Genomic DNA, 21,773 nt, shown 5'->3' with positions numbered 1-21,773 from the left:
TTCACTTTATATCATTGTTCATTAATATATTCTTCTGATCGACGAATTGTTTGAAATCATTTTCCGCAGGATGCCCTTTGAAGGGAACATAATAATGATGAGTACTGTTTCTTTCCCATGCATTACGCCAAAACAGTATCCACGCAATCTTATACTTACTGATAATAGGATGAACCACCTGAGTGAAATAAGTAGTGTCGGGAATGCTTTCCATTCCGGTTTCTCCGATTGTTGGAAGTTTACCCGATTTCAAAGCATAAGACGTTACTGTATTCAGATTACGTTCCATTGCCAGTTTATAACTTTCGATCGATGCGGAATCCTTACCAGGCACATAACAGTCATATCCTACTATATCGACATAATCGTCTCCCGGATATCTTTCCAAAAAATGAGCTTCATCATTTGTCTCTGATGGTGAATATGCATACAGCAGGTTATGCACTTTTTTTGTATCTCGCAGATAATCAACGGTCATAATCCAAAGTTTTTTATATTCTTCAGGAGTACATTGCTTTGCTCCCCACCAAAACCAATCTCCGGTATGCTCGTGATACATTCTGAAGATAACAGGTATAGCATTGCCGTCATCATCTTTTAAACCCAGAAAGAAATCGGCGACCCGATCCAACCATGTCAAATACTTGGCATGGTTAACTCCCTCCAGTAAAACAGACCTCACAACCGAATCCTGAGCACAATCCCACGCTGTATTACCGGTAACAATATTATCGCCGTGCCAGCTTGCTGTGGTTATACCGCCTCGTTTATAAGTCTGTTCAATATACTTTTTCATATCCGAAAAATAAATAGAATCTAGATTTACTTGAGCTCCAATCTCTATGTGTCCGAGTTCCCAACCGATGACTGCAGGATAATCGCCGGTCACATCTTTAACATCAGACCGTCCGTTTTCTTTGTACCACCCATGCCCATATGCCAGATCATCCTGATGCCCGAGCATAATGCCTTTATCCATACCATCAAAAAGTTTGTTGTATAATGCAACCGTTTCGGTTGTAGCATTACTATCAATGGGCTGTTTGGAGAATGTCTTGCCTTGTGGTTTACATGCCATGATAGCAGTACATAAAATCGAGAATATTATTAGTTTTTTTTTCATGCAAATTTGTTATTCAACTGTAAGAATCACTTTATCTTTAATATCATTAGAAGAAGCTCCTATCTGTAGCTCGAAGTCTCCGGGTTCGATTACCCTCTTATTATTCATATCGATATACGATAAGTCTTTCGTTTTCAGTTTGAATGTTACCGTTTTGGTTTCATTCGGATTAAGTGCTATTTTCTCAAAACGTCTCAATCTTTTTGTATCAGGTATAACACTTGCATATAAGTCACTCGAATACAATTGAACTACTTCTTTACCTGCTACTTTCCCTGTATTTGTAACATCGATGGATATGGTAATATCATCGTTAGAATCTTTACCTATGCTTGTACGGTCTATTTTCAGATTGCTGTAACCAAAGGTTGTATAGCTAAGTCCGTATCCGAAGTGATACTCCGGATTAAAATCTCCTTCGTAATTATATACACCTTCACTTCTCTTTTGCTCCTCGGAATGTTTATGATAATACGGTACTAACGAATTAGGAAATGCAGGATAAGTATATGGCAATTTACCCGAAGGATTTACCTCACCCGCAAGAATATTCGCTAAAGCATCTGCACCGAACAATCCGGGCAGATAAGTCTGCACAATGGCATCTACTTTCGATGATATTTTCGAAATCACACGAGGACGGCCTTCACTCAAAACAAGTATCACTTTTTTCCCGGTTTTCAACATTTCTTTGGCTAATTCAGTCTGAAGGTCATTCAAATACAAATCATCCAAGTCTCCGGGCTTTTCGCAATACGAATTTTCACCTAAGCAAAGGACAATATAATCAGCATTTTTGGTAGCAGCAACAGCTTCTTCAAAACGGTCTTTGTATTCTGTAGCATATTCTACAGCATCGGTATAACTAACTCCCGGAACATAACTTACATTTTCTTTTCCGAATTTGGCTTCTACGGCTGATAATATATGATGATAATCTCCGGCAAACTCATCGACTTTTTCTCCTTGCCAAGAGAATGTCCAACCTCCGTTTAATGAACGCTTGCTTACAGCATTAGGTCCAGCAACCAATATTTTAGCTCCTTTGCGGAGTGGTAAGATCTGATTATCATTTTTCAATAATGTAATAGCATCGGCAGCCGCATCATATGATGCCTGTTTGAACTCTTCCGATCCAAAGCGAGGGTAATCCTTTGCATATGTATTAGGAGTGTTAAACAAATCCAGCTTTAATTTCAATACAATAACCCTTGTCACAGCATCATCGATACGAGACATCGGAACCTCACCCTCATTTACCAATTCGGTCAGCAGTGCACAAAATTCTTTATAATCGTAAGGAATCATAGACATATCCACACCTGCGTTTATTGACGCCTTGATGGCTTCTTTAATCGAGGGAACCATACGGTCTCTTGTATATAGCTTATTGATATCTTCCCAGTCTGTAACAATCATTCCATCGAATCCCATATCTTCACGAAGCAGTTTCGTTAAAAGATTATAGCTGGCATGCACAGGTTCATTATTGATAATACCCGAATTGATCATAACAGTATGTACTCCCGCATCTATAGCTGCCTGAAATGCAGGGGCATGATATTCAAGCAGAACCGGCATAGGTATATAAGCAGGTGTACGGTCTTTTCCACTGATGGGAACCGAATAACCGATAAAATGCTTCATACATGCAGCTAGTTTATTCTTGTCGCCAACATTATTATTATCTCCTTCGTATCCTTTAACCAATTCATATCCGAAAACGGATCCTACATAAGGATCTTCGCCAAACCCTTCGTACTGACGAGGAAAGCGAGGATCACTACCTAAATCCAATACCGGAGAAAAATTCCAAGGAACATTACTTGCTCGGGTTTCATAAGCTGCAATTTCGCCCATCTTACGGGCATGAGCAGGATTGAAAGATGCCGCCAATGCTATTTCATGAGGAAATATTGTCGACCCGGCAGTATATGTACCTCCGTGTATCTGGTCGAGCCCGTATATCACAGGAATTTTGACACGCGTATCATTCATAGCCATATGCTGAATCTCCTCAATAGTTTTAGTCCACCACTGGGGTGTACGAGCACGTGTATTAGGAGAATTGAGAATAGAGCCTATGTGATAATTGACAATCACATCATACAATTTGTCTTTGTCTAATGCCACTGTACTGCCTTGGGGTGTATCTTCACCTTTACATACAGCATCGATACTTACTTGCGACATTTGACCTATTTTTTCGGCTAAAGTCATTTTAGCCACTATTTCGTGTGCCCTTTTTTCTATTTCAGCCTTAGTCTGGGCATGTACTCCGGCTACTAATCCGATTGATGTTGCCATTATTACCAATGTTTTTTTCATACTATTTCGTTTATAAGTAACTCTGATTGATTTCAATTATACAGGTATAAGTAACTGAAAGTATTTAATGATACGTTTCTAATTTATAACTGGCTTTGGTTGTTATGCTTACCAAAGTAATAAATAGGTCTGAGACCTTAAAACCTAAAAATGTTCGATCATTTCCATACACATCCGGCTATTGTGATAAGGACATTTCCAAAATCCGGCTTTATCATCCTTCCTATTGATGCTTCCATCCGGAAGTCGGCTCCATATCCATTCGCCGTTTTGGGTATCAACCAGATTGTGTTGTATATAGTTCCACAATTTAGCTGCTTTTTCGTGATAGATGTGATCTTCCGAATTTCGGTAGGCATACATGTATCCGACAACTCCTTCGGCCTGAACCCACCAATGACATTCTTTATCCAAATGACCTCCTTTAGATTCATATATCATACTGCCATCGGGCTGTAATCCTTCTGCGGCTGCATCAGCAATTTTAATAGATATTTTTTTTATTTCATCCAGTAAAGACTTATTACCTAATACCTCTGCTGCCTCAAACAACAACCACGATGCTTCGATATCATGACCGTAAGATATTGCAGGAAACTTAACATTCCATTCTTCATCGAAAAACAGGTTGAGATGACAATTACCTTTATCTAATATCTTATCCGTAAATATCCTAATCAAACGTTCCTGAGCAATCTTAAGCGCATCATCATCCCATACACGGCACAAATTTGTATAAGGCTCAAGAATATGCAGATGCGTATTCATAGTCTTCTTTTCGTTCGCATCCTTATCACTCAGTCTTACATCATCAATAGGCTTCCAATCGGCAGTGTAGGCTTCGAGATATCCACCAAATTGCTGATCATAACATTTTTCGAGCAAATAGAAAAATTCTTTAGCTAGTTCCAGTGCTTCTTTATCACCTGTAGCCCGATAGAATTCCGAAAAACCATATAAAGCAAATCCCTGAGCATACGTTTGTTTTTTAGTATTTACAGGATTTCCTTTGCTGTCCAATTCCCAATAGATACCACCGTTTTCCTTATCTATGAAATATGTCTTTATATATTCATATGCCCTTCGGGCAACCATGAGGTATTTCTCGTCTTTTAAGATTCGATATGCAGACGAAAATGTCCACAATATACGGGCATTCAATACCGATCCTTTGTTACTTCCGGCATGCAAAACTTCAGTCCCATCTATACGACCATAAAAACCGCCGTTTTCGTGATCCTGCATCTTATCCATCCAATAAGGAAGAATATTGTTTATCAGTTCTTCTTTAAATCCCTCCATAATTGATTATTCTTCTAATTTTCTTCGTCTTTCAAGTTCTTCGGTTACCTCTTTTACTTTCTTCTCTGATAAAGGATAAGCCATCATACCAAAGAAGGCAATAATACAACAAACCGCTGGTATAAGGCTTATCATGATACGCTCGCCAAAAATAGTATCGGCATTTTGCTGAACAACCTCTGGATTATACTTAAAATAGAAAAGAATCCATCCTGTAATGGCAGCCCCCAATGCCCATCCTAACTTCTGAGACATGGACGAAGACGAAAAAATAAGACCCGATGCCCTACGGTTTGTCTTTAATTCCTGATAATCTACGATATCAGCAAACATACTCCACAAAAGAGGTAAAACATAACCCGCACAAAGCGATGTAATTATTTGCAGCAGAAATATCAATCCGAGCTGATTCGGGACAAAAAAGAAAAGAACACTAAATAATGCAGCCATAGCCATAGCTATCATATATGTTCTTCTTTTTCCGTACTTCGCCGACAAAGATGGAGCTAATATTACCCCAACCAGATTGGCTGCCTGCCCCAACAGAAAATAAACTGTGGTAACATCCCACCCGATAAACGGAACACGATAAGCAACCTGTACATAATCTTTAAAATAATAAATGGCAACACCATCTCTCACTGCATTGAACAACAATGCTGCTAATCCAGTTCCTACTAGAATCCACCATGGAGCATTATGAAATAAGTTTTTCAGATCCTGTTTTACTGATGTATTTTCTTCTTTATTTACAGGCTGAACACGCTCACGAGTCCATCTGAAACAAAAGAAAAATAAGATTGAACAGATAACACCGATTGTAGCAACCCCCAAAGTCCATCCTATAGGAGATGTACTGACTGTCGTTTCAGCGACATGCTCGGCTGCCGAAAGTTCAGGTAGATTACCGAAAGCTCCGGCATAAAAATCGATCAGGGGTTGAAGCAGCATAAAAGTAATAAAGCTGCCGATAAAAGCAAATGACATCCGATAAGACGACAAAATGTTACGTTCTTGCGGATCGGGAGACATTACTCCCAGTAATGAAGCATAAGGTACATTGATAAGAGAATACACAATCATCATCAACGAATATGTAATATAAGCATATACAAGCTTACCGGTACTTCCAAAATCAGGAACAAAGAAGGTTATCACACCCATTACCGAAAACGGAATGGCAAACCATAATAAATAGGGTCGATACCGTCCCCAGCGAGTCTTCGTACGGTCTGCGGCTATGCCTACAAACAGGTCGAAAAACGAATCCCATACACGGGCTACCAGAAACATAGTACCGGCAGCAGCGGCTGTTATACCAAAAACATCTGTATAGAAAAATAAGGAATACATGCCGAATATCTTCCAAAACATAGAAGAGGCCATATCTCCAAAGCCATAGCCTACCTTTTCTTTAAGAGTTACTTTGTCTGCGTTTATCATCAGGTATTTTTTTTAGGATATAAGGGATTGTCTAAAAATAACATCAGACAATCCCTTTATTATAGATGTGTCTTTTATTTCAGGTTTTTCTTTATCAGGCGATTTAAAGTTTGTACAGATGCCGCCGAACGGTAACCGTCCGGTTCTGTATTGAAACAATAGTCGAGCAGCCTGTCAATCGAAGATACCGCCACATGCATGCGGGTATCGCATGATGCATAGTAAATATAAACAGTACCATCATCATCAGCTATCCAGCCATTTGTAAACAATACATTCGAAACATCTCCTACTCGTTCTTCACCCATCGGAGCCAGAAAATGTCCGGCAGGTTCGGCTATTAACTTATCGGGTTGCTCCAAATCGGTCACATAAAGATATAAAACATATCGTAATCCGGCAGCACATGCACGAACTCCATGTGCTAAATGCAGCCAGCCTTTAGATGTTTTTATCGGATGAGGTCCCTCTCCGTTTTTCAACTCCTTGATAGTATGATAATAACGATGATTTATTATTTTTTCGTCTTTAACCTCTGCATTAGTTATATCTTCAACCAATCCCCAACCGATACCTCCACCGCTTCCGGCATCAATAAATCCGTCTTGCGGACGAGTATAAAGAGCATATTTTCCGTTTACAAACTCAGGATGTAAAACCACATTACGCTGTTGGCTTTTAGATTTGAGGTCAGGAAGACGTTCCCATGTTTTAAGATCTTTTGATCGTACGATACCAGCCGCAGCTACAGCCGATGATAAATCTCCGGCAGGAGCATCCGGATCTTTCCGTTCAGAACAGAACACCCCATATATCCATCCGTCTTCATGAGCTGTTAAACGCATATCATATACGTTAATATCCGGATTCTCGGTTTCGGGAATAGTCAAAGGATATTCCCAGAACCTGAAATTATCTACACCATTTGGACTTTCGGCTATAGCAAAAAACGATTTGCGATCATCACCCTCAACTCGTACCGCCATCAGGTATTTCCCCTGCCATTTGATCGCACCAGCATTGAATGTACCGTTAATGCCAAACCTCTGCATAAAATAAGGGTTGGTTTCCGGCGAAAGATCATATCTCCAGAATACAGGAGCATGCTCGGCCGTGAGTACAGGATATTTATATCGTTCGTATATTCCATTTCCGGGCAATACCGGTTCGTTTTTACGTGAAATCAAATTTTCATATTCTGCCGTAACAGCTTTCAGTCGTTTATCGAATAGTTCATTCATCATTTAATAAGTATTAAGATCGTTAGACCTATTATTATTTTTTCTATCTATTATCAATTCCAACAAGCAGCAAACACGACTTATAAGCCACAGTATATTATGAATAGTAACTCTTACCTAGGTATTTAATGTCGTATTTTAAAGTAATAACAGGCTGTTGCTGTTATGCTTGGATGGACAAATAAAAAGTTTCAAGCCTTTGTATTTGTTTCTTTATGGTTTTTCTACATTTAATTTTTCTCTGAAGAGCTGCATTGCTGCTTCATTAAATTCACGTCCGACACTATGCCCGAATTCAGGAAAAGCCATCCACCGTTTTTCTGATTTTACCTGATTGTATGCTGCAAAATTTATATGCGGAGGACAAACGTTATCTTGTACTCCAATGCCCATTATCAAAGGACATTGAATCCACTGAGCAAGATTCTTTATATCGAAATAACTCATCAGTTTATATACATCATTCCATTTTGCCTGAGGATGTTCTTTCATATATACATCAAAATCACTTTTAGGCCATGGAGCTATTCTGAAATAATCGGGATAATCTGATAAGAACGGAATATTAGGAGCTGCAACTTTTACCCGTTTATCCAATGAAGCCGCAACAAAGGAAAGTGCTCCCCCCTGACTTCCCCCACGAACAGCTATTTTATCGCTGTCTATTTCGGGACGGGAACAAACAAAATCCAATGCTCTCACAACATCCATAAAAGCTCCACGGTAATAATAGTCTTCTTTTTTATCAAGCCCGTAAGTAATCCATGTACCAAAACGGTTTGTCGGTTTATTCAAAGCCTGTCCTCGTATGGATAAAACAAAGTAGGCGAATCCGTCCCACCATTGATTAGGCGGATAAGGAGATGAGCCATATCCCATATATTCTACGATCACAGGAAACTTTCCTTCACGTTTGGGTTTGGCATAATATCCGCTAATCAATTCATTTTCGAGAGAACGCATTTCTACCAGATATACATCGTAGTCTAATTTCGAGTATTCGGGCTGTAATGTTAGTTTATAATCGGGAGCTATCTTAGCTAACTCTTTCAAACTATTATCCCAGAATTTTTTGAAATCGGCTTGAGCATCAATTGGCGAACTTATCTTTTCGGGTTCATATCCGACATTTAGTTTCTTCTCACAAGCTAGTTCTCCGTTTCTTCTGAACTGAACTGTATATCTGTAAAATCCGGGAACAGGCTTTGCATATTCAAAGGTGCCTGAATAATGCTCATCGGCCGGTATTACTATTTCCAGCGAATCCACTTTAACAGGCTTATAATCATCTGTTGTTAATGTTACGATCAGTCGGCCTTTTACATCCCAAGTGTTTTTATTTTGAATCGAAGGAGTAATACGTATAGGAGCATCACCTATAAATATATAATCGGGATCGGCAACAGATACTTTCAGAGACAATTTATCATTGGTTTCCGCAGATGATACCAACAGATGACCTCCACCTAGAAATCCACCAACTCCCCATCCATCATGAAATTTTACAGCAATAAGATTTTCTCCTTTTAAATTTATATCGTCAGCTGTTACCAGATATTTTCGATCATTGTCGAAATATCCCATATAATCATGAGGAAACTGTCCGGTTTTACCGACTAGTTTTCCGTTAAAATACACTTCGTCACAAGCAGCCAATCTTCCGAGATTCAACACCACCGCACCTTTAGCCTTTATATCCGACTGTAATTCTTCTGAGAATATAATATTCTTTCGATACCAACCAAAGCCACTAAATATTACCCCCTGATCTTTAAGCAGCTTATCCATAACCACTTCCTGCCAGGCACTGTCATTATACGAACTCTCCATCCATAAACTATCCACACCTTCTCCGGCATGAAAACGCCATGCTGAAGAATAAGTATCAGTTACCGCAGCAGACTCCTGCGCACCACATACTCCAGTAATAAAAATGAATATAAAGCTTGTCAATAACAGCTTTACTGTCATGCCTTTTGTTTTCATTATTTTTCGTTCCTTAATGTTTTCCTAACCAATTGACCCCACTCTTTCAGGTCTTTTTCACCCCATTTATTTATAGCTGAATCTGTATTTTTTATCATCGAACACGTTTCGTTCTTATCTGCAATCGACCATGCCACCCAGCTGATATTGTTCTGCTTCATCCATTCAGTCCATAGATTCCATTCAGCAACATCAACAGGTCCATCACCTGTAGCCTCCATACCAGCACATTCCGAAACGAATATAGGCAAGCCTTTAGAGAGAGCATAGTCTGCTTTATCGCGAAAATGCTCTTTATGTGTCGCCGCATAAAAATGAAGGGTGTACATTATGTTCTTATATCCTACAATCGGAGAATCAGCGGCAACATCCACATCCTGATCCCAATTGGGAGTTCCGACCAATATTATATTTTCAGAATCAATACTCCGTATCACACCTATAACTTCTTCTGCATATTTTTTAATCTCCGCCCATGAAAGGTCTACCGGCTCATTAAATATTTCATAGATAATATTAGGATACCCTTTGTACTTTTGCGCTATCTGTGTGAAAAACGCTTTTGCTTCTTCGCTATGGATATGATGGCTATGCCAGTCTATAATAACATACATGTCATTTTTTATAGCAGCATCTATAGCCTTTGTAGCACACTCAATTCCAAAATCGGGATTATCCAGATAAGCACCTTCCGGCTCAACACCTACAGCTACACGTACAATATCGGTTTTCCAATCTTGATGCAGCCAACTGATCGTTTTGTTATTAAAAAATCGAGGCCACCAATTATGCCATCCAAGACTAACACCTCTTAGAGTTATATTTTCGCCCTTATTATTAACAAGACTCGTTTCTCTTACAGATAAAGATCCGTTCCGGGTAACGACACCCTGCCCATATACAGGAATGACCAGTAACAGCATCAAAAAAACAGCAATATAATTATGATATATTCGTCTCATATTTCATATTGTTAAAATATTGTTGAAGTAAACCGAATAGTAACAGGCTGCAGCCAATGTTACTATTCAATTTACTTGTGCCATTATTTATTTTTTTACTATACGGTAATTACAAATACTAAAGTCGGCATTCACTTCTGCATCAGGTTGATATGTCGAAGTAAAATCATTGTTTCCCTCAACCAGGTATGTTCCGTTTGTATTATCGTGAAACAGATCAGTAAGTTCGAGTCGTATAGTACGCCATTTACCGTAAGTGTTCAAAGCCCCGTCTGCACCCGGATTCCATCTATTATCCTGCCGATTACCTCCAATAATTATATTGCCGGAACTTATAGATGCTGAAGATTTAGTATTTATCTCAAACTTGACATAATAATTTTGCGGATTATTTTTGACATCAATATCCGGAAGATTAAATCCTGACCAGAAAATACTATTCCACGACCATGCAGAAAGCTGACCTTTGATTCTAAAGAATTTACCTATCAATGGTTTCGGGTCTCCCGAAGCTTTTCCATCGGTTACATAACCGCCCGACATGCTCTCGATATCAAGGATGGAAGTTCCAGCTTCCCTGAATTTTGCAGTAATCGGAGTCGCAACTTTAGGACTTGACATAGAAAAGACCGATCCATCGGGAGTACCTGTAGGCATTATAAACACAATTGTATCAGCACTTGTACGTAATGGAGTTATAGACGTTCCTCCCACCGAGAATACACCTTTCTCTACTGACAATTCATACAAGTCTAGGTATTTACCCATAATCTGAACAGTATCTCCTGCCTGAGCAAATTCGTTATAAAAACCTTCTACTTTCAGATCAGGGATTGTTACTGTCAGAGGAAATGTAGTCGTTCCTTTTTCTGTTACCACAGTTACCAGATTGTTGATATTGTCGGGAACCATACGAGGAATAGGCAATGTTATTTGAGTCCTCACCGCATATACAGTAGATAAATCGACCTCCACATCATTAATCTTGATAGACTGTACACCAGCCAGATTATCCCCCTGTAATACAATCATATCAGTAAGAGCTCCTTCAGTTATCGCCGATTCTAGATCCCCGGCCTTGCTTATTTTAGTGATAGAGGGTGGTCCATACGATGTTAGTTGATCGTCGTATCCGTCATTATAATTGACAACATCGCTACATGAAGCACAGCAAAGAGCTATGGCCAATAATGCATATATTATTTTTGATCGTTTCATGATTATTTTTCCTTATTTGATTGTTGATTAAGGTTAATTCCAACCAGGATTATTGGATGTTATAAAAGGATTGGTATCCATTTCTGATTTTGGTATCGGGTACAATAAATGTTTCTCAGATCTAGCCTTATTTACATTTACCTCATCATATCCGCCTATCTTATTCATTACATCGATATAAATTCCCCAACGGATCAAATCCCATCGCCTGTCTCCTTCCAAAGCCAATTCCATCGCTCTTTCTTCCAGAACTGCAGAACGGAATGATTCTTGAGTATCAATATTGCCTGCACCAGTCAATGATTTAGGTGTTGCATTGCTCCTTACTCTCACTTCATTCAGCTTAACTAAAGCCGCAGCCCTAGCGGCACCGCTGTTTTCCACTTCATTTGCAGCTTCGGCATAAATCAGTAAAACATCAGCATAACGCAAGAACGGCCAATTGGCATCGGTTCTTTCCTGAGTATTATCGGTTACATACGAATATTTGGTAAGGAAAGCAATCCATGCAGAAGATACCCCGCTGCGATACTGTTTTCCATCATTAAACGGAGCTACAGGAGCAACCCACTCACCATTATCATCGGTATATCCTTTTGCTTTCTTTTCCCACTCTTCAGTATTCGGATAGTACGATCCGCCATCACCCCACGATGTGTCATCAGGTTCTCTTACCCAACGGTGCATAACTCCTTTGGTTATACGATAATCTTTACTTTCGAATAATTTGTACCAATGGTCACGACACCCCCACCATAGACCTGTGGTAATATTACCTTTTGCATTGTACATTCCGGTATAAGCACGAGAAAAAGTCATACCATATTTATCATCTCCGGATATAGTTTGAAGACTCCATATATGTTCAGTTTTATTTTTTGAAGCCTGAGTCCACAAATTATCATACGCTAATAGAGCATAACTGCCATAAACACCTGTAATTACTTCGTTGGCTTTATCACGTGCAAGTGTGAAATATTCTTTCGAATCGAATTTATCGTACCCTTTTACCTGTTGTTTCGAAACAACAAAAGATACAGGATTAGTAAGTACCTTGTCATTACCATTCATTGTATATGCTGTACCTCCTTTCACCGTAACATTGCCACTTGCCAAAGACGCGGAACCGATAGTTACATATACTTTAGCCAAGAGTGTAGCTGCCGCTCCGGCAGAAGCACGACCTTCAGTAAATCCCGAATCGGTATTTTTATACATCATAGCTTCGGCATCTTTCAACAAACTGATAATGTGAGCATAAACTGTTTCGATGGGCTGGCGGGGTTGGAATACATCTCCTCCATTGTTTACTGTTTTTTCATGAATCGGAACATCACCAAATGCTCTTACTAACAGAAAATATGAATAGGCTTTTAAGAAATAGAGTTCACCGAGAGCATTACTTTTTACTCTTTCGGATACATTCTTCATTTCATTTATATTCTCGATTGCCAGATTAGCCCGATGGATTACCGAATATGGCTTAGTCCACATAGCCTCGGTATAATCGTTGTTCTGGAAATTACCGGCACCCAATGAACCAAACGACCAATCGGGCCCCGTCATATAATCGCAGTCGAATTCGATAGCCGGAGGAAATACATTCCAGCGAAACATATCGTCGGATAATTTACTGTATGTACCTATTACCCATTGAGCCGCACCATCGTCGGAATCCTCTATATCTTTAGGTTCTATAAAATCAAACTTCTTTTCGTCCAGCATATCTTCACATGAAGAAAAAGCGGTGATCAGAAAAACAGCCAGACTGACCGATTTTATTATATTTAGATAGTTCTTTTTCATGTTTTTGTTTTTTGATTTTGTCGATTAAGGTCTCAGACCTGTTTTTTATCGCTTTCAAACACAGTATTGAATTAAAAATCAAGTTTCAAACCTATTGAATAAGTTCTGCTGCTTGGATAAGAATAAATATCAACTCCACGGCGTGAAGAATCGCTACCGAAAGCATTTACATCCGGGTCGAACCAGCTGTAATCTGATATTGTAAACAAGTTTGTAGCACTTCCATAGATATAGATATTGTCGACACCCTTAAATTTAGGTTTAAACGAATATCCTATATTTAAGTTCTTTAATCTTAGATAAGATCCGTTCTCTATATATCGATCAGATACCAGCATGGTTCTGTTGTACGATGCGACAGCTTTAGGCCACAATGCACCTTCTTTATTTTCTTCTGTCCATCTACTATTATAGATATCGGTAGGGATGTTAGCGATATTACCCATCTTTACGTCAAGCAAGTTTCCGTTGAAAATATCGTTTCCGACTGATCCCTGAAAGAAGAAGCTCAATGTAAATTGTTTCCATTTAAAATTATTAGTTAACCCGAATATAAAGTCGGGATTAGTATCTCCGATTATCACACGGTCGCTTTCGTTAACTACTCCATCGTGATTTACATCTCTGTATTTGATTTCGCCAATCATCGATTTTACCTTGGCATCACTAGCGTTGGCATATTGAGGGTCGGCTCTCACTTCGGCCGCATTGTCATAAAATCCGTCTTCCACATATCCGTATATAGCTCCGATAGGTGCTCCATTACGGCGGATAAAGATGTTATCTGCCCCGTACCACAGGCGTTCGGAGAAGCTATCGCCGTTCAAACCTCCAATTTCATTTTTATTGAAGGAAATATTAGCATTAATATCCCAACTGAAATTTTTATTCGAATAAGGATAGAATTGACCTGTGATTTCCAATCCCTTATTAGTTACCCAACCCGAATTCATCCACATATTAAGGAATCCTGAACTCGATGGGATTGCTACATTCTGTAACAAATCATTAGTCTTCTTATAATACGCGTCTATCGTGAAGTTAACTTTGCTGTTTAATACCGAAATATCAAGCCCGGCATTATACTGATCTGTTCTTTCCCATTTAAGAAGTCTGTTCAGAGCTCCACGCCAGTCTACTTCGGCAAATCCACTAGTCAGTGCTCCTCCTACAGGATAGTTAGCCGGAGTCAGATACTCCATTGTTTGGTATGAACTTACACCCTGGTTACCGGTTTGTCCGTAACTCAATCTCAGTTTCAGGTTATCAAATATCTTCAGATCCTTAATAAGCTTCTCGTCTGAAATTCTCCAAGCCAATGCTCCTGAAGCAAAGTTGGCAAACTTATGACCGGATGTTAACTTGCTTGAACCATCGCGACGAAAAGATACAGTTGCTATATATTTACCATCGTATGAATAGTTAACACGTCCTAACAACGAAACCATAATAGCTTGTCCGCGATTTGTAACTAAAGCTCCTTTATTTAATCCTGCCGACAAGTCGTAATATTCTGTGATATCATTCGGAAAGTTAGTTGCAGTCATCGATTTACCTCCATAATTAGATTGCTCATAAGTAAATCCGCCAACAGCATTTAATGTATGTTTTGTATTGAATGTTTTATCGAATGTAAGCAATGATTCGGCAGTAGTACTGTACCACCAATTGTCACTCTGTCCGCCCTTTCCTTTGGCATCACGTCCTTCTTGAGTCTGCCTGTTATAATAAGTGAACCTGTTATTTCCGGAATATCCCAATCCCAAATTCTGACGGAATTTAAGACCATCCATAAATTTAATTTCGGCATAAGACGAGCTGAATACATTGTTTGATTTCAATTGGTCTTTAGCTGTATTTACATATATAAGCGGATTAGACGCAAGCCAATTAAGTTCATCCGATTCGGTACGGGTCATGTTCGGTCCATAAGTTGTAGGAAATAATAAGGCTGAACGGATAATACTATAGTCATATGCATTTGACTTGGCAAAATCGGTAGTGGAATTAGTATAATTGATATTTGTTCCTATTTCCAACCAGCTTCTGAGCCTGCGTCCGATGTTCGTACGCAAAGCATACCGTTTGTAACCCGAATTTTTAATAATACCGCTTTGGTCGGTATAATTTCCTGAGAAAGCATACCAACCGGCTTCATTAGCACCTGATACACTAAGGTTATATTCTTGAGATGCTCCGGTCTGATAAATTTCATTTTGCCAGTTAGCTCCTTCTACCAAAGTTTCATTTCCATACTGGTCTTTTCTTATTCCATAATTATTAAAATCTTCGGGAGAAGGGTTATAAACACCCGAACTTGTTATTATCTCTCCATTCAGATATTGATATTGCCATGTTCCTGAATAAGGAAGTGTAGTATAAGGTATACCTTCGTAATTGCCGCTATTTACAGTTTGTTCATTTATATAACGTGCATAAGTAACCGGATCTAGCATTTTTACTTTTTTACCGATCTTCGATACACTGAAGTTGGAAGTAAACTCGATTTTGTTACTCCCCTTTTCTCCTTTTTTAGTTGTGATAAGTACAACCCCGTTTGCTCCACGAGAACCATAAATCGCTGTAGCAGAGGCATCCTTCAGAACTTCCACGGATTCAATATCATGCGGATTTATAGCAGCTAAAGCATTCGCCGTCTGATTATTATTATCATTAGCAGAACTGGTTGGGGTAGCAGCCACATCGTAAGGTATTCCATCCACGATATAAAGAGGTTGTGAATTTGTCGAGAAAGAGTTTGTACCACGAATGGTAATCGAAATTCCAGCTCCGGGAGCTCCATCATTCTGGCTTACCGATACTCCGGCCAATCGTCCTTGCAGAGCCTGATTGATACTCGATGTAGGATTTCCTTTCAGCAGGTCTTCACTCTTTATTTGTCCTACAGAACCCGACAAATCTCGTTTTTTCATTGTACCGTAGCCAACAACAACAATTTCGTCGAGTATTTTATCGTCATCACTCAATGCTATGTTAATATCTTTAGCCGATTCAACTTTAACAGTTTGAGTAGTCATACTAAGAAAAGAAAAAGAAAGGATATCTCCTTTTTGAGCATTGATAGTGTATTTGCCATCAAGATCAGTCATAACCCCTGAGTTCTTCTGGGTTTTGACTGTAACTCCAACCAAAGGAGAACCATCCTTTGCATCGGTCACTTTTCCCTTAATTTGCAGATTTTGAGCAAATACCAAAGCTGGTATCACACAAAAAAAGAATAATAAATTAAAGATTTTCTTCATGATTCATGGTTTAATAATATGTAATATGAGATTTAAACTTAACATTAGTTTATTTATGACAAAATTATACACAAAGTGCATAAAAAAACAAATACTATTTTATCTATTAGCGATAGTTTCTTTGCAAAAAAACACAACTTAAAAATAAGAAAAAGCACGACAAAGAAAGTAAAACCAATATTTTCAGGAATAATACAGAATAAACATTGCAATAAATACAAAACAAAGAACAGATACTTTTTTATCTACTACTATGTCAAAAAAGTATCATTTACTTTAATCACTATTCACTAAAAAACATACTGAACTATAGCTAAAGACTAGATTATCTTCAACTCATAAAATAAGCACTCATCATATACAAGTGGATAGATATATAATTTCTGTATAAGTTTGTTTTCGAATAAGACACCGATATGGTAGTTCTTATATTATCAAAGAAAATATTTAGACTCTTTATAATTTTCCCTGAACTCACGGGGAGTACAGCCTTTCTTCTTTTTAAAAATACGGTTAAAATTCGACAAGTTATTAAATCCACAGTTTGTGCAGATTTCGGAAATACTGTAAGTTGTATCAATTAGCAAACGGGCGGCATGCCCCAATCGGATATCATTAAGAGAATCTATGAAATTCCGACCTGTACGCTTTTTCAAAAAACGGCTGAAGGCAACCTCCGTCATACCTATAAGGTCAGAAATGTCTTTTAACTTTATTTCTTTTTCATAGTTTTCTTTCATATAATTATAGACACGTTCGACCCGTCGGCTGTCATATTTTTGTTCCCCGTCATTAAAAGTACGGCTCGACAATTCCCTCATTGACGGAGAAAGAGACAAATCATATAAAATCCCCCATAATTTCAAGACAGAGTGTACACCATCATTCTCGGACGCCAAAGAATACAAACGGTCTTTTATCCCTTGTATAGTGTCGGCTGAAAAAGTTATCCCGTAAGAAGCCCTGTCAAACATTTCCTTAATCGACCTGAACTGATTTTTCTGTAACAACTGATCATTCAGCAAATCTCCATGAAACTGAATGGTTATTTCTTTTATTTCGTCCGACTCACATTTATGGTTCAGCCAGGCATGTTCGAGTTGTGGATTGGCAATGAGAGCAAGTTCGAGATTTTCTATTAATTCGATACTATCACCAACAATGCGTTTGGTACCTTTTCCGTTCTCTATGAAGTTAAGTTCATATTCGGCATGAGTATGTATAGGGAAAGTAAACTCTTTCTTTACCCGTGAAAATATCATAAAACAGTCTCGTTCCGATAAGGGAGTAACTTCTCTTAAAACCGATGTTTTCATAATTGAATTATTTTAGATAATGAGACCTGTATTTTGAAATATCCGTCTAAATTACGAGAAAGTATTAAAACGACAAAAGACCATTAAGGTCTCAAATATTTCCATATTCTTTTCAAACACCTAAAAAAACAATCAATTACAGCTTTCTAATTATTATTTGAGAGAGAAATAACTTTCAACAGATTTTATTACATTTTTTATCTATAGTGAAAGAGTTTTGATAGAAATGTCTTTTTATAAAAAAACAGATGAGATCTTTGAATGACAGATAACATATAATCACGAAAAGAAGAAAAAGCCTCGATAAAAAGTTACAGTTTCAATGTTACCTTTGTTACCTTTTTCGACATGCACCCAAACTCCTAAAGGGGCTTTCCGAGCGACAGCAAAAATCCCCTTTAGTGGATAAGGGTAAAATATAAACAACAGAAGGTGTACATAAAGTATGTGACTTTTGTAACCTTTTTAGAGTTCATTATTAGTTTTTTCTTTTCGACTCTCGGTATGTATAAGTAACAGAAAGTATATAATAATATGTCTTCTAATTATAACAGGCTCTCTATTTATAATTGTTACCTAGATGTAACCAACTTACCAATCTGTGCCTTCTTGTGTGAATAAAATAAATACAATACCTTTGATATATAAAAGTAAGAAAGTTACATATAGTAAGCAATAGTAAATATTTAATAATATACTACACATCAACAACTTACTTTTGTCAGTTTACTTGTAAAACCAATAAATAGGTCTGAGACCTTAATTATTATCAATAATTAAAACATTACAAAAATGAACAGCACTAAACAAATTACGGAGAGTAAAAACTTTACAGCCATAGATTTTGGTAAACTCGATCTAGTATTAGAAAGAGCCAATGGAAAAATATTTCTGAAAGATGCAACAAAAGCTTCCGGAACAGAGATTTCTATTAGTATTTTACCTCCTAAAACAGATCTTCCGATTTTTCATTCACACAAACAGAATGAAGAAACATATATTATCTTAAAGGGAGAAGGGAAATTTCAGGTTGATGATCAGTGTTTTGATATTTCGGAAGGAAGTGTTATCCGTGTAGCACCTGCCGGACTTAGAGGTATGACTAACACTTCTGAACAACAGATGATCTATATTGTGATCCAGTCCAAAGAAAATTCGATTCAACAATGGACTAGTCAGGATGGAGTTATACAAGATGCTACTCCGCTCTGGAAATGATGCTTTGAAGAGACTACTTATAAGAACAAATTACCCTAAGATAGGATAAATAAACGCTCTATCTTAGGGTAATTTACAGATTCTGTGACCTTAACGAAAATTGAAGCTAACCAAAACAGGATCGTGATCGGATAGAAAACCATCATCAGGTGTATCCTGAATTACACGATAACGATCAACCTGAGCACCTTTGGTAACAAATATATAGTCAAGAAGTACACGTTCGTTCTGAGGTAGACGACCAAAATCATGAAAAGACCATGACGGCCCGTAAGTTATGGATGCAGTCTTCGACGTGTTTTGCATTCCTCCTTTTTCTAAGGTATTAAGCGGTGCTTCATTGGGAGTACAGTTAAAATCGCCAGTAATAATGGCCTGCATATCAGGTGCAATCTCTTTGATTTTATCCAAAATAAGATGAACACTTTTGTCTCGGGCTACTTTTCCATCATTATCAAGATGTGTATTAAAGAAAATCATTTTCGAGCCATTGCTCTTTTCCTCTAATATTGCCCAAGTTGTTATCCGATTATAAGAGGCATCCCAACCTCTCACACCAATCGAATCAGGGTGTTCGCTCAAAGCAAAGTTGCCATATTTTATAAGTGAAAATCGTTGCGAATAAAAAAATATGGGACAGTATTCTCCCGCTTCTTTTCCATCATCACGCCCTACGCCTAACGCTGTATATTGAGGCAAACCCTGCTTTAAATCTTCCATCTGATTATGACAAACCTCCTGCATTCCCAGCAGATCGGGCTGATAGTAGGTAATCATCTTACAGACATTGTCCTTACGGTATTTCCAGTTATTGAGACTATCCGATGGTGCATCCAATCTTATATTAAAGGTCATTACCTTCAATGGATGATCGTCTTTAACAGGCTTCCCTTTACTACATCCAAGCAGTAAAATACTACAGGTACAGAAAAATAATATTATATATCTCATGTTCAATTTATTTAGACATTTAATTTACCTTATCAATATAAGATGAAGGATCCTCAATATAACCAGAAGGTATACTATTCAGACCCTTCATCCTATCAACAAACTAGCTATTCATTTTTAGGATCAAGCAATAAATCCGGAATTTGGGTATATTGATTGAATGGCAATGGCAGATATTGTTTATCCTTTGTCCAACCAGTCAAGGCTGTTGCAGCCAAACCTGTGCGCACAAGATCATTATAGCGTTCGCCCCATTCACAGAGCAGCTCCATACGACGTTCGTCCAGAACCTGATCGGCGGTAACATTGGTAAGTTCAGGCATTTTCGCACGCTTTCTTATTTCATTGAATGGAATATCTCCGCTTTTACCATTTCTAACTTTAGCTTCTGCATTCATAAGAAGGACATCTGCATAGCGAATGATACGGACATTATTGTTTGTTCCATATCTCGTACGCCCCGGAGTAAGCTGGCTTAGCGGAGTATAAGCTTTGCCGTTCCAGCAGTCAGTATTTGCAGGGTTAATCTGGGCACGTATATAATCGCCATCGGGAGTTGTAGAATCTGCCAATAAAAACGAAGTAGTAGCACGGATGGTCTCTCCACGGCCGTATGCCCAATCCCTGAAAGATTTCATTATACCACAATCTCCCCATCCCGAAATATTACTCCCCGAATTATTCGGTCCTTGACAAACAAACCATTCGCCCGAATCAATCAAATCACCCGAACCATTACCGAAATCAGTACATTGAACTTCGAAAATGGATTCATCACAAAGTTTTCCGGGTATCTTAAATAGCTGGTAAAAATCGGGATAAAGGGAAAAATTACCATTCTTGATAATATCGTCGGTAAGCTCTTCAACTTTAGCGTAATTACCTTCATTCAGATGAATCTTTGCAGCCAGTGTTGCAGCCGAAAAAGCAGTTACTGCTCCAACATGCTCACTTTGGTTAGGGCGGATACGCGGCATATTATCGATACCATATTGCAAATCCTCCAACGCATATTTGTTTACCGCAGCGGCAGTAGAGCGGCTCAGATCAAGCTGGTTATTATCCCGAAGAATCGTAACCGCGCCAAAAGCCTGTACTAGACGATAATAAGCATAAGCACGCATAAACATAACTTCGCCCCTATATGCTTTATACTTTTTCATGTCACTGTCACTCGTGATATTAGCCGCATACAAATCCAGTGTTTCAATTGCTGAATTAGCAACCTTGATTATATTGTAGTACTGTTTCCACAATTCATCAAAGCCCCAGAATGAATCGTTGTATTTGTATATACTCAGATTATAATAATCGCTGCCATTAAATTGTCCACTGAATACATCCTGATCACGGATTGTGGTAATCTCCCAGATCACCCAGTGTAAACCGCTGGTTCGTATCTTTGCATACACTCCGGATACAGGTTGATACATATTAGCTGTATTTGTATAATCTACTTTTTGTTCGGGAACTTTACCCTCCGGCTCTTTGTCCAGAAAGTCATTACACGATACCAATGATAATACCATTGATACGGACATTATATATATTAAAGATCTTACTAAAGTTTTCATCATATCTAAATTTAAAGGTCTCAGACCTATTTATTAAAAATG

The 21,773-nt window shown here is 38.3% G+C and carries 14 protein-coding genes; 1 reads left to right on the top strand and 13 read right to left on the bottom strand.

What is annotated here, in order from left to right:
* Position 1 precedes the first annotated feature (1 nt).
* From K322_RS0103645 to K322_RS0103595, 11 genes are all read right to left on the bottom strand, one after another.
* Entirely contained in the window at positions 2-1,123 is a 1,122-nt protein-coding gene (locus tag K322_RS0103645; protein ID WP_026625666.1) for a glycoside hydrolase family 26 protein, read from the bottom strand.
* 9 nt (positions 1,124-1,132) lie between these two features.
* Complete coding sequence (locus K322_RS0103640) at positions 1,133-3,451, bottom strand: glycoside hydrolase family 3 N-terminal domain-containing protein (RefSeq protein ID WP_026625665.1); 2,319 nt, start codon at positions 3,449-3,451, stop codon at positions 1,133-1,135.
* 144 nt (positions 3,452-3,595) lie between these two features.
* Entirely contained in the window at positions 3,596-4,753 is a 1,158-nt protein-coding gene (locus K322_RS0103635) for an AGE family epimerase/isomerase (protein WP_026625664.1), read from the bottom strand.
* Positions 4,754-4,759: 6 nt separating this feature from the next.
* The gene (locus K322_RS0103630; protein WP_026625663.1) at positions 4,760-6,196 is read right to left on the bottom strand and encodes an MFS transporter; all 1,437 of its coding nucleotides are present in this window, start codon (positions 6,194-6,196) and stop codon (positions 4,760-4,762) included.
* A 74-nt stretch (positions 6,197-6,270) separates the two neighbouring features.
* Positions 6,271-7,437 (bottom strand): glycoside hydrolase family 130 protein, encoded by a 1,167-nt coding sequence (locus tag K322_RS0103625; protein WP_026625662.1) that lies wholly within the window; start codon positions 7,435-7,437, stop codon positions 6,271-6,273.
* A 213-nt stretch (positions 7,438-7,650) separates the two neighbouring features.
* Complete coding sequence (locus K322_RS0103620; RefSeq protein WP_260201748.1) at positions 7,651-9,423, bottom strand: acetylxylan esterase; 1,773 nt, start codon at positions 9,421-9,423, stop codon at positions 7,651-7,653.
* Entirely contained in the window at positions 9,423-10,385 is a 963-nt protein-coding gene (locus K322_RS0103615) for a glycoside hydrolase family 5 protein (protein WP_026625660.1), read from the bottom strand. The genes K322_RS0103620 and K322_RS0103615 overlap by 1 nt, the downstream gene beginning before the upstream one ends.
* Positions 10,386-10,472: 87 nt before the next feature.
* On the bottom strand, positions 10,473-11,603 hold the full coding sequence (locus K322_RS0103610; RefSeq protein ID WP_026625659.1) for a glycan-binding surface protein: 1,131 nt from the start codon (positions 11,601-11,603) through the stop codon (positions 10,473-10,475).
* A 33-nt stretch (positions 11,604-11,636) separates the two neighbouring features.
* Positions 11,637-13,409 (bottom strand): RagB/SusD family nutrient uptake outer membrane protein, encoded by a 1,773-nt coding sequence (locus K322_RS0103605; RefSeq protein ID WP_026625658.1) that lies wholly within the window; start codon positions 13,407-13,409, stop codon positions 11,637-11,639.
* A 71-nt stretch (positions 13,410-13,480) separates the two neighbouring features.
* Positions 13,481-16,672 (bottom strand): SusC/RagA family TonB-linked outer membrane protein, encoded by a 3,192-nt coding sequence (locus K322_RS0103600; RefSeq protein ID WP_026625657.1) that lies wholly within the window; start codon positions 16,670-16,672, stop codon positions 13,481-13,483.
* Positions 16,673-17,106: 434 nt separating this feature from the next.
* Positions 17,107-17,988, bottom strand: a complete 882-nt coding sequence (locus tag K322_RS0103595) for an AraC family transcriptional regulator (RefSeq protein WP_026625656.1) — start codon at positions 17,986-17,988, stop codon at positions 17,107-17,109.
* A 792-nt stretch (positions 17,989-18,780) separates the two neighbouring features.
* Between K322_RS0103595 and K322_RS0103590 the strand changes: the two genes are divergently transcribed.
* Positions 18,781-19,206: a cupin domain-containing protein gene (locus K322_RS0103590; protein WP_026625655.1), complete on the top strand. Its 426-nt coding sequence runs from the start codon at positions 18,781-18,783 to the stop codon at positions 19,204-19,206.
* Positions 19,207-19,296: 90 nt separating this feature from the next.
* Here K322_RS0103590 and K322_RS0103585 read toward each other — a convergent pair whose 3' ends face one another.
* On the bottom strand, positions 19,297-20,157 hold the full coding sequence (locus K322_RS0103585) for an endonuclease/exonuclease/phosphatase family protein (protein WP_026625654.1): 861 nt from the start codon (positions 20,155-20,157) through the stop codon (positions 19,297-19,299).
* A 107-nt stretch (positions 20,158-20,264) separates the two neighbouring features.
* Positions 20,265-21,731: a RagB/SusD family nutrient uptake outer membrane protein gene (locus K322_RS0103580; protein ID WP_026625653.1), complete on the bottom strand. Its 1,467-nt coding sequence runs from the start codon at positions 21,729-21,731 to the stop codon at positions 20,265-20,267.
* Between the last annotated feature and the right edge of the window lie 42 nt (positions 21,732-21,773).

The organism is Indolivaga capnocytophagoides DSM 22835 (assembly GCF_000426485.1).
Taxonomy (GTDB): domain Bacteria; phylum Bacteroidota; class Bacteroidia; order Bacteroidales; family Dysgonomonadaceae; genus Dysgonomonas_A; species Dysgonomonas_A capnocytophagoides.
This window is presented reverse-complemented; position numbering and strand designations above follow the sequence as displayed.